The organism is Geodermatophilus sp. SYSU D00705, assembly GCF_054050135.1.
Genome location: NZ_JBJGYT010000020.1, coordinates 70543 through 81414, shown reverse-complemented (window position 1 = coordinate 81414; position 10872 = coordinate 70543). Strand labels below are relative to the sequence as shown.

9 protein-coding genes are annotated in these 10872 nt (G+C 77.2%); 2 read left to right on the top strand and 7 right to left on the bottom strand.

The features are described from left to right. Positions 1–2248 (bottom strand): SpoIIE family protein phosphatase (locus ACI78Q_RS16060; RefSeq protein WP_456924410.1); only part of this gene is annotated, 2248 nt, incomplete at its 3' end. 8 nt (positions 2249–2256) lie between these two features. Further along, positions 2257–3054: an alpha/beta fold hydrolase gene (locus ACI78Q_RS16055; RefSeq protein ID WP_456924409.1), complete on the bottom strand. Its 798-nt coding sequence runs from the start codon at positions 3052–3054 to the stop codon at positions 2257–2259. A 221-nt stretch (positions 3055–3275) separates the two neighbouring features. Between ACI78Q_RS16055 and ACI78Q_RS16050 the strand changes: the two genes are divergently transcribed. Next, on the top strand, positions 3276–4091 hold the full coding sequence (locus ACI78Q_RS16050) for a hemerythrin domain-containing protein (protein WP_456924408.1): 816 nt from the start codon (positions 3276–3278) through the stop codon (positions 4089–4091). Here the strand turns inward: ACI78Q_RS16050 and ACI78Q_RS16045 are convergent. Then, positions 4088–4243, bottom strand: coding sequence for a hypothetical protein (locus tag ACI78Q_RS16045; RefSeq protein WP_456924407.1), 156 nt, complete (start codon positions 4241–4243; stop codon positions 4088–4090). The genes ACI78Q_RS16050 and ACI78Q_RS16045 overlap by 4 nt on opposite strands. Positions 4244–4450: 207 nt before the next feature. On the opposite strand from ACI78Q_RS16045, the gene ACI78Q_RS16040 reads away from it, so the two are divergent. Then, positions 4451–6790, top strand: a complete 2340-nt coding sequence (locus ACI78Q_RS16040) for a HelD family protein (protein WP_456924406.1) — start codon at positions 4451–4453, stop codon at positions 6788–6790. 33 nt (positions 6791–6823) lie between these two features. Here the strand turns inward: ACI78Q_RS16040 and ACI78Q_RS16035 are convergent, their stop codons facing one another. The 4 genes from ACI78Q_RS16035 to ACI78Q_RS16020 all read right to left on the bottom strand — a co-directional run bounded on the left by ACI78Q_RS16035 (position 6824) and on the right by ACI78Q_RS16020 (position 10758). Next, entirely contained in the window at positions 6824–7048 is a 225-nt protein-coding gene (locus ACI78Q_RS16035) for a hypothetical protein (protein ID WP_456924405.1), read from the bottom strand. A gap of 122 nt (positions 7049–7170) precedes the next feature. Then, on the bottom strand, positions 7171–8409 hold the full coding sequence (locus ACI78Q_RS16030; RefSeq protein WP_456924404.1) for a cytochrome P450: 1239 nt from the start codon (positions 8407–8409) through the stop codon (positions 7171–7173). Positions 8410–8447: 38 nt separating this feature from the next. Further along, on the bottom strand, positions 8448–10067 hold the full coding sequence (locus tag ACI78Q_RS16025) for an SIR2 family protein (protein WP_456924403.1): 1620 nt from the start codon (positions 10065–10067) through the stop codon (positions 8448–8450). 64 nt (positions 10068–10131) lie between these two features. Then, on the bottom strand, positions 10132–10758 hold the full coding sequence (locus ACI78Q_RS16020; protein WP_456924402.1) for a hypothetical protein: 627 nt from the start codon (positions 10756–10758) through the stop codon (positions 10132–10134). Positions 10759–10872 lie beyond the last annotated feature (114 nt).

Below are 10872 nucleotides of genomic sequence, written 5' to 3'. Positions count from 1 at the left end.
GCGCATTGTGGTCGCGGGTTTCCCCACATACTAGGTCCACCAGCCGCCGGTCACACAGCGGGTCGGTATGGGCGGTGGGGGCCCGGGCCCCCACCTCCAGCAACGCGTCGAGCCCGACGTCCAGGTCCGCGTCGCGGCTCTCCACCAGCCCGTCGGTGTAGAGCAGCAGCGTCGCGCCCGGCGGCAGCACCCCCGCCCACTCGGCCGCCGGCGCGGGCGCAGGCGGTGCCCCGAGCATCCGGCTCGGCCGGACGTCGAGCAGCTCGGCGTGCCCCTCGGCGACCAGCAGCGGCGGCAGGTGCCCGGCCGAGGCGATGCGCAGCTGACCGGTCGCCGGGTCGAGCGAGGCGAACAGCGCGGTCGCCATCCGCTGCAACCCCAGCAGCGACCACCCCGCCTGCAGCCGGTCGATGACCGCGCTCGGGGGCGGCCGGTCGGCCAGCAGCGCCCGGTAGACGCCGCGCAGCTGCCCCATGACCGCGGCGGCGGTGATGTCGTGGCCGACGACGTCGCCGACGGCCAGCCCCACCTCGGTGCCCGGCAGCGGGACGACGTCGTAGAAGTCCCCGCCGACGTCGGCGCCGAGGCTGGCCGCCACGTACCGGACGGCGACCGCGAGCCCGGGCACCGACGGCGGCACCGGCGGCAGCAGGTTGCGCTGCAGCGTGTGCGACGTGAGCGCCTCCCGCTCGAAGCGCTGGGCCTTGTCCACGACCAGCGACACCTGCAGCGCCAGCTGCTCGGCCACCTCGACGTCCGCGGCGGTGAACGGCCCGCGCCGCCGGTCGGCGCCCAGGGTCAGCACGCCCAGCGCCCGCCCCTCCGCCATGAGGGGCACGCACACCAGCGACCGCAGGTCCAGCGACCGCGCGATCTCCAGGTGCCGCTCGTCGGTGGTGATCTCGACCAGGAACCGGTCGGTGATCTCCCGCACCCACACCGTCCGGCCCTCCACCATCGCCCGCACGCTGGGGTGCGGCCCGCTCCGGAGCGGCAGGTGGCGCTCCTGGAGCTCGGCGACGTCGGCCTGCCGGCGGGGGTCCCCGTGCCGCGCGGCGGGCCGGGCGGGCCCGTGCTCGGTGGCGAGGTCGATGACGCAGACGTCGGCCAGCCGGGGCACCGCCAGCTCGGCCAGCCGCTCGGCGGTCTCGGTCACCCCGACGGCGGAGGCCATCAGCCGGGCCGCGTCGAGGAGGAACGCCGAGCGCCCCGCCTGCCGCGCCGTCTCCTCGTACAACCGGACCCGCTCCAGCGCCTGACCCGCCTGCCGGCCGACCGTGTCGAGCAGCTCCACGTCGGCCCGGGGCAGCGACCCGCGCCGGCCGGGCTCGGTGAGCTCGATCAGCTCGCTGTCGCCCCGCGCACCGAGCAGCAGGACCAGCGCGCCGAGGTGCCGGCTGTCGGCGTTCACCGCGACCACGACGAGCGCCTCCTGGCCGGCGTCGTCCATGGCGCGGGCGAGGTCGGGCCACACCGCCTGCAGGCCCGCGCCGAGCGGCACGGTGTGCACCCCGCCGCCGCGCACCAGTTCCGCGCCCCCGGCCGCGGCCGCCCCCATCGCGGACAGCAGCTCCTCGGGGATCCCGTCGCTGGCGACCAGCTCGACCGGCGGCATCGACGTCCCCGGGCGGTCGGCGGCGCGCCGCTCGTCGGCCAGCCACAGCCCCGCCCCGCTGGCGCCGACGGCCTCCCGCGCCCGGGTCACCACGACGTCGGCCACCTCGCGGGCGGTGGTCGCGCGGGCCAGCTCGGAGACGACCCGCTGCACCGTGTGCGACCGCGCCTCGGACTCGGCGGCCGCGCGCTGGGCGGCCAGCAGGGCGCGCTCGTACCGGCGACGCGAGGTGGCCTCGAACACCGTCGCCCGCAGCAGCAGCGGCGCGCCGGTGTCGTCGCGCACCTCGACGACGTTCACCAGGCACGGCAGCAGCGCCCCGTCGCCCCGGACGACGTCGAGCGCCACCTCCCGCACCCCGCCCTGCATCCGCAGCAGCGGCGCCATGTGGGTCTCGTAGAACACACGGCCGCCGATGCTGAGCAGCTCCTGGAAGCGGGTGCCGAGCAGCTCCCCGGCGTCCCGGCCGGTCCACTCGCAGAAGGTGCGGTTGACCTTGACCACCCGGCCGTCCGGGAGCATGGAGACGTAGCCGCACGGCGCGCTCTCGTAGAGGTCGGCGGGGTCCTCGTCGAGCAGCCGGTACAGCCCGGCCGGGCGGTCGGGTGGCTGCGGTTCGCTGCGTTCGTCCATGGCCGGGCTCAGCCGGAGAGGAAGGCCCGGATCGCCGCCGTGGTCTCCTCCGGCGCGGACAGGTGCGGGCAGTGCCCCGTGGCGGCCAGCTGGGTGAAGACGCTGCCGGGCACCTGGGCGTGCACGTAGCGGCCCACCACCTCCGGCGCGATCGCGTCCGCGGTGCACTGCAGCACCAGCGTGGGCACGCAGACGCCGGGCAGGTCGGCGCGGTTGTCGGAGAGGAACGTGACGCGGGCGAAGTGGCGGGCGATGTCGGGGTCGGTGCGGCAGAAGCTGTTGGCCAGCTCCTCGGTGAGCTCCGGCCGGTCGGGGTTGCCCATGATCACCGGGGCCATGGCCCGCGACCAGCCGAGGTGGTTGCTGTCGAGGGAGTCCAGCAGGCCGGCGATGTCGGCGCGGGTGAAGCCGCCGGTGTAGTCGCCGTCGTCGACGTAGCGCGGGTTCGGCCCGACCATCACCAGCGCCCCGAACAGGTCGGGGGCCCGCTGCACGGCCAGGACGCCGATCATCGCGCTGACCGAGTGGCCCACGAAGACGACGTCGGTGAGCTCGAGCTCGCGGCACAGCTCGACGACGTCCGCGGCGTACCCGCGCAGCGACCCGTACTTGGCCGGGTCGTAGGCGGTGAGGTCGGACTGCCCGGACCCGACGTGGTCGAACAGGACGACGCGGTGGTCGACCTCGAACTCCGGGACGACGAAGCGCCACATCGACTGGTCACAGCCGTAGCCGTGGGCGAGGACCATGGGCCGACCGCCAGGGACGCCGCTGACGCGGACCCGGTTGCGCGTGACCACACCCACCGGCTGACGGTAACCGCATCGGACCGCCCGTGTCCCCCGCGGCCGCGACCGGAGGCCGACCGCGGCGGGTGCGGCGTCCGTCGCGCGACGGGAGCGCCGTCCGCCGGGGTCGAGATCCCGTCGTCCCGGCCCGGTCGGGACGGGGAACCCTGTCGTCCGGGACGGCGGCGTCCCTACCGTCCTCGCCGTCCACGACCAACCCGACGCTGACGAGGTGCCCCATGACCGCCGCCGCGGTCCTCTCCCACCCCGCTCCCCCGACCGCCGCCGCAGCGGCTCCCCTCCCCGTCCCCGCGGCCGTCCCCGGTCCGGCCGCGGCGCACCAGCGCGTGCTGCACCAGCTGGTCCGCCGCGAGCTGCACCTGCTGGCGGAGCTGGCCGGCTGGGCACCGGCCGACGAGGCCGGCCGGACCCGGGCCCTCACCCGCCACGCCGACCTGGTGGGCCGCCTGCTGCTGCAGCACCATGCGACGGAGCGGGAGCAGCTCTGGCCGGCGCTGCTCCGGGCGCTGCCGGGGGACCGGTCCGACGCGGCCCGGCGGACCGTGGCCGACTGGACGGCGCGCACCGCCGGCCTGGACTCCCGGCTGCGCGACCTGTCCACCGCCGCCCGGCAGTGGGCCGTCGCCGGCACCCTCCCGGCACGGGACGCCTTCGCCGTCGCCTGCCTGGGGCTCGCGCGCGCCGTCGACGCGCACACCGCCGCGGAGGAGCGGGAGCTGTTGCCCCTGTTGGCCGAGCTCCCTCCCGGGGCGTGGGCCGCCGTCGCCCGGACCGCGCGCTGCGGGCTGACCCGCCGGGAGCGGCTGTTCGTCCTCGGGATGGCGCTCGAGGACGCCTGCCCCGGCGACCGCGCCCGCCTGCTCGCGGGCGTCTCCCCACTGTCCCGCCTGGCGTGGCGGCTGGCCGGGCGGGGCCGCTACCGCGCCGCCGTCGTCCGGCTGCGCGGGCGCCCCCTGCCGCCTCCTGACCGGGACGGCCCCCTGCAGGGGCCCGCCGCGAGCCTGCGAGCGGTGGGAGGCAGGGGGTCCTTCTAGTAGCGGGAGGTGCCGCAGTCGGCGCAGCGCTTGCGCGGCGGGTGGGTGACCCCCTGGCAGTTGGGGCAGGTCCAGGCGCTGCGCTCGGGGCGCGGGCGGGTCCGCGTCCCGGAGCTGCGACGGGTCCGGCGGGAGATGGTCTGCGTCGTCATGAGTGCCTCCTCGGGTGTACGCGGACGACGCTAGGGAGGCGACGTGTCACGGAGGTGACCTCCGGGTTGCCGTCCTGATCGCCCGGTGTGACCTCGGCGGCAGCGTCGGCGCGACCAGCAGGCGGGCACCCACGTCCCGGGCGTGGGCGGGAGCGCCTGCCCCCACGGTCGGGAATGCGGGGGCACCATGGGCGTTTGCCTTGTCCCGTGCCTGTTCCGTTGCAGGACGACGCCGACAGAGAGAGCGCAGTGCCGACGACGCAGCCCGAGGTCGTTCCCCATCCGGACATCGAAGCCGAACAGCAGTACGTGAAGGAGCTCTACGGCCGCCTCGACGCGGCCCGTGACCTGGCCTCCCACCGGCTCAAGCAGGCCATCTCCTGGCCCGCGGTCGACCCGCAGGCGCTGCAGGAGCGCGACGCCACCGTGCGGTTCCAGACCGAGCGGGTCACCGCCCTCGACGCCGCCGAGGCGGGCCTGTGCGTGGGCCGCATCGACCGCAGCGAGGACGGCCCGCTCTACATCGGCCGGATCGGCCTGGCCGCCGACGACGCCGGCGGCGACCCCGCCCTCGTCGACTGGCGCGCGCCCGCGGCCCGGCCCTTCTACACCGCCACCCCGGTGCACCCGCTCGGCGTCTCCCGCCGCCGGCACATCCGCACCCGCGGGCGCACCGTCGTCCGGCTGGACGACGAGGTCCTCACCGGCGGGGTCGCCGGCTCCGACCTCACCGGCGAGGCCGCGCTCATGGCCGCGCTGGACACCGCCCGCACCGGCCGGATGACCGACATCGTCCGCACCATCCAGGCCGAGCAGGACCGCATCATCCGCGCCGACGACCGCGGCGTCCTCGTCGTCCAGGGCGGCCCGGGCACGGGCAAGACCGCCGTCGCGCTGCACCGCGCGGCCTACCTGCTCTACACCCACCGCGAGCGCCTGGCCCGCCGCGGCCTGCTCGTCGTCGGCCCGACGCCGACCTTCCTGCGCTACATCGCCGACGTGCTGCCCTCCCTCGGCGAGACCGGCGTGCTGCTGTCCGGGCTCGGCCAGCTGCGGCCCGGTCTGGACGCCCGCGGCGAGGAGGCGCCGGAGGTCGCCGCCGTCAAGGGCCGGCTGGAGATGGTCGGGGTGCTGGAGGCCGCCGTCGCCGACCGGCAAGTCGTGCCCGACGGCCCCCGCGAGCTCACGATCGACGGCTTCGCGCTGCGGCTGCGCCCCATCGACGTGCGGCGGGCCCAGGCCGCCGCCCGCAAGGCCGACCGGCTGCACAACCTCGCCCGCCCGCACTTCGCCCGCCGCATCGTCGACACGCTCGCCAAGCGCTACGCGGAGCGGATCGGCGCCGACGTCCGCGGCGGGGTGAACCTGCTCGACCGGGAGGACCTCGCCGCCCTGCGCAAGGAGGTCGCCGAGGACCACGCCGTCCGCGCGCTGGTCGAGGAGCTGTGGCCGGTGCTCACCCCCGAGCGGCTGCTGCGCGACCTCTACGCCGACCCGGCCCGCATCGAGCGCGCCACCCCGGAGTGGGACGACGCGACGCGGGCGCTCCTGCACCGGCCGCGCACCGCAGCGTGGACGCCGGCCGACGTCCCGCTGCTGGAGGAGGCCGAGGAGCTGCTCGGGTTCGACGACAGCGCGCAGCGCGCCCGCGCCGAGCGGGACCGCCGCCGCCGGCTGGCCGAGGCCCAGGAGACCCTCGACGTGCTGCACGGCTCGCGGTCGGTCGACCTGGAGGACGAGCACCTCGAGGCCGAGGTGCTCAGCGCCGGCGACCTGATCGGCGCCGAGGAGCTGGCCGAGCGGCACCAGGCGGTCGACACCCGCACCACCGCGGAGCGGGCAGCGGCCGACCGCACCTGGACCTTCGGCCACGTCGTCGTCGACGAGGCCCAGGAGCTCTCCCCCATGGCGTGGCGGCTGCTGGTCCGCCGCTGCCCGACCCGGTCGATGACCGCCGTCGGCGATCTCGCGCAGACGGGCACCCTGGCCGGCGCGTCGGCGTGGGCCTCGACGCTGGAGCCGCACGTCGGGGACGCGTGGCGGCTGGAGGAGCTGACCGTCAACTACCGGACGCCGGCCGAGATCATGGCCGTCGCCGCCGACGTGCTCGCTGCCGGCGGCACGGGCGCGACCGCGCCGCGGTCGGTCCGGCCGGGCACCGAGGCCCCGTGGGCCGAGGTGACCGGCGCCGGGCAGCTGACCGGCCGGGCCGCCGACGTGGTGGCCGGGTGGGCGCGGCACGAGGGCACCACCGCGGTCATCGTGCCGGCCAGCCGGGTGGCCGAGGTCGCCGCCGCGCTCGCCGAGCGGGTGGACGGCGTCTCCTCCGGTCCCGACGCCGACTCCTCCCTCGGCCCGGTGGTGATCACCCCGACCGAGGCCAAGGGCCTGGAGTTCGACGCGGTGCTGCTGGTCGACCCGCAGGGGGTGCTCGACGAGGGGGTGCGCGGCCACAACGACCTCTACGTCGCGCTCACCCGCTCGACGCAGCGGCTCGGCGTCCTCTCCCCCGGCCCGCTGCCCGCGGAGCTGGACCGGCTCGGCTGAAGCCCGCCGGGGCCGGCGTCGTCCGGCCCCGGTTCAGCGGCGGACGGTGGGGTGCCCGGCGGGGCGGTGCCGCCGGTGCACGTGGGCGAGCGCCTCGGTGACGGCGGCGAGCAGGGCAGCGCCGATGAGCACGAGCACGCCGAGGCCGACCAGACCCATGCCGCCGGTGGTGGCGAGGTCGATCTCGGCCCAGACCAGGCCGACCACGAGCATCAGCAACCCGACGACGCCGGCCAGCGGTGCCAGCCACCTGCCCATCCCGAACCTCCCCCGGGAACGCCTTCCCCCGGCGATCCCGGCCCGATGACACCACGGACCGGGCTGACCCGGTTCCGGCACCGGCGCGCCCGCCACGCTGCGCGACCGGGCGACTGCGGCGGTCACGCCGTGGTGCCGTGCACGCGCAGGACCACGCCGCTGGCCGGCCGGGCGGGGACGCGCCGCAGCGAGATCGTGAGGTCCTGCTCCGGGAGGTCGACCTGCAGGCGGGCCAGCCGGACGGCGAGCGCGGCCAGCACCGCCACGGTGACCTGCTCGCCCGGGCAGCGGTGGTTGGTGCGCGGGTCGCCGGCGCCCTGCGGCACGAGCTCGAACGCGCCGATCTCCCGGTCGAGGAAGCGCTCGGGCCGGAACGCGTAGGGGTCGCCCCACAGGTCGGCGTCGTGGTCCTGGCCGTAGAGGTCCAGCAGCACCATCGCGCCGGCTGGGATGCGCTCGCCGTCCCACTCCACCGGGTGCGGCGCCCGCCCGCCGATGAACGGCGCGAACGGGTAGAAGCGCCGCACCTCGTGCGCCCACGCCGTGGCGAACGCGGGGTCGCCCGCGGCCAGCCGCTCCCGGTGGTGCGGCCACCGGGCCAGCGCGTGCCCGGAGAACGCCACGAACCAGCTGATCGCCACGGTCGGCCGGACGACGTTGAGGATCTCCACCGCGGCGACCCGCGGGTCCAGCTGCTCGCCGTCGGCGTCGCGGTGCCGGGCCACCACGGAGACGACCGACCCCTCCGGCACCGAGGCCGCACCGCTGCGCACGTCCTCCACCAGCCGGGCGAGCCACGCCTCGCGCCGTCCCCGTGACCGCCGGGCGCGCCAGTGCCGGGGACCGGCGGTGGCGAACCCGTCGACCAGCGCGGTCAGGTCGCGGGCGACCGCGGCCACCTCGTCGTCGGCCAGGGGGACGCCGGCCCAGTCGCAGACCGCCCGGGTGAGCACCACCCGCGCCTCCTCGAAGAGGACGACCTGCTCCCGGTCCACCCAGCCGGGCACGGCGGCGTCCCACGCGGCGGTGACCCGCTCGACCAGCGCGGAGACACGGGCGTCGTCCATGAGCAGGGCCACGAACATCGCCTTGCGCACGCGGTGCTCGTGCCCGTCGAGGGTGTGCACCGCGCCCTTGCCGAACAGGGTGCCCTGCACCGGCTCGGGGATGGCGTGCGCCCGGCGGACGTGGTCCTCGTCGTAGAGGAAGCGGGCCGCCTCCGGGCCCTCGATGCCGAACGCCGGCAGCCCGCCCAGCCGGGTGGCGACGGTGCGCCGGCCGAGTCGCCGCCGCTGGTCGGGCAGCCAGGCATAGCCCTGGGCGAGAAACCGGACGGTGGAGTCGAGGCGGGGACGGCGCACGAGGGGGACCCTGCCCAGCCGGCGGCCCGCTCCAACCCTCATCCCGGGCGCTGCTGCTGCAGGCGGTCGTCCTCGACGTCGGTCGCGCCGTCCGCCGGTGCCGGACCGCGGGCCGCGCCGCAGTCGGGTGAGCCCAGCCGGCGCAGCAGCGCGGCCACCTCCCCCGTCGCCGACGTGCCCGTCTCCGGGGGCATCGCCTGCTCCACCGTCCGCAGCGCCTCGGCCAGCGCCCGCTCCTCCTCGTTGAGCAGGCCGCGGTAGGCCGGGTCGAGCAGGTAGCCGGTCGGCGGGGTGGACAGGCAGCCGATCAGGTCCAGCAGCACCTCGAGCAGGCGGGCCGCCTCCGCCGGGGGCGCGCCCGCGGGCGACATGGCGACGGTCTCGACGTCCCGCTCCCACAGCCGGGCCCGCGCGGGGTCCTCCCGCAGCGCGAGGACGGTGCCGCTGCGCCGGCGGGGTGTGGCACTGCGGCCCTGGGCGGCGCTGCGCACCTGGTGGGCGATGCGGATCAGGTCGTCGTCCTGCATGGAGGCGCCGACGAACAGGACGTGCCGGGTGAGCAGCAGCGAGTGCAGCACCCCGGCCAGCGCGGCCCGCGAGTCCCCGAACTGCAGGTACTCGTCGCGGGTCAGGACGATGCTCTCCGGGTGCGCGGCGTCCCCGTGCAGCTTGAGCAGCCAGGGCCGGCCGGGCTCGGCCTCGTCGAAGGGCAGCACCGCGAGGTCCCGGCCGATGTCGGCGGCGGCCAGCTCCACCAGCGGGTCGTAGTTGGTGGTGACGAACTCCTGCACGGGCAGGTCGGCGATCAGCGCGTGCGCCAGCGCGTACCGGGCGGGGCCGAACCGCTCCTTGACGAAGGACTCCAGCCGCTCGCGCCCGAGCTCCCGGGCCAGCAGCGCCGCGGCGTCCTGGGCCGGCAGCCGCGCCAGGCCCTGGCGCAGCTCCCCGGTCAGCCCCGAGTGCTCGGCCAGCTCGTCGAGCAACTGCTCCCAGGTGGGCAGGCCGGCCGCCGCGCTCACCCCGGCGCCGACGAACGCGGCCAGCTGGCCCCGGCGGGCCCGCTCCCCGAGGTCCTCCGCCAGCTCCCGCAGGTGCCGCGGCAGGTGCCAGCTGTCCTCCTCGCCCCGGCGGACCCGCTGGGCGGCGGCGAGGTCGCTGGGCCCGTGCAGCACCAGCGCCACGTCGAAGCCGTGCTCCGCGGCGGCCTCCCGCAGCACGGGCAGCAGCTGCTGCAGCAGCGTGCCGCGCCGGCCGGCCGCCGCGCCCCAGCCGGTGCCCAGCGCCGGCAGCGCCACCAGCCGGCGGGCCCGGCCGAGCACCGGTGCGGAGACCTCCCGGTCCGCGACTCCGGCCAGCGCCGCCCGGGCGCCGTCCAGCAGCCACGGCAGCGCGTCGTCGGAGTCCAGTTCCCCGTCGTCGACGGTGTCCACCAGCCACAGCCGCCGCGCGCCGTCGCCGGGCACCTGGAGCACCCGCTCGTCGCCGTCCCACCGCAGGTCCAGGCAGAGACCGGCGTCGTCCTCGCTGAGCACCAGGCCCGGAGGCAGCAGCTCGCGCCAGCCGCTGCTCACCCGCAGGGAGCGGTCGGTCGGCACCAGGACGTCGTCGCAGACCAGCCGGCGGAGGTCCGCCCCCACGACGAAGACGTGTCCACTCACGCAACCGGGGTTGCCCACCCCGGTGCGCGGTAACCGGAACGAGCCCGACCGGCTCGCCGGCCGATCAGGCGGGGCCGCAGCCCCCGGCGCCGCAGGCGCACCCGGCACACCCCGCCGGCCGGGCGGGGGCCGGCGGCCGGGCGGCGATCGTCCGCAGGTTCAGCGCGCCCACCAGCAGGAACACCCCCAGCAGGCCGACGCCGAGCGCGGCCACCACCGCGGCGCCGTCGGCGGCGCGGCTCCAGGAGGTGGCGACGCCGGTGACGACCAGCAGCGCGGTGACGAGCACGGCCCACACCAGCGCGGCCTGCGCGTTGCGGCGGACGGCGCCGCCGCGGGCGAGCAGCACCAGCGCCCCGGTGAGCAGCGCGGCCGGCACACCGACCAGCAGCACCCAGCCGGCCACGCCCCCCGAGAGCGCGGCCACGACCACGGCCGCCAGCCCGGCGACGGCGACCGCCGCACCGGCACCGCGACCGCGCCCGGGGGTGCGGGCCGGCAGCAGGCCCCGGACGGCGGCCAGGACCCCGATCGCGCCGAGCAGCAGACGGGCCCCGCCGCCGTCCCAGAACACCGCGACCACCGCGAGGACCACGAGCGCCAGCCCGCCGGCCAGCCACCACGGCCAGGTCCGGCGCGCCGCCTCCGGGGTCGTCCGCTCCGCTGTCAACACCGATCCGCCGTCCACCACGGGTGCCAGTGTCCCCCACGCCCGCCGGTCCACCCCGTGTGACCGGCCACGCCCCCCACACCGCTCCGGCCAGCGGCGCAGCGGGTTCCGTGTCACGCTCCCCTCCGGGGGTCG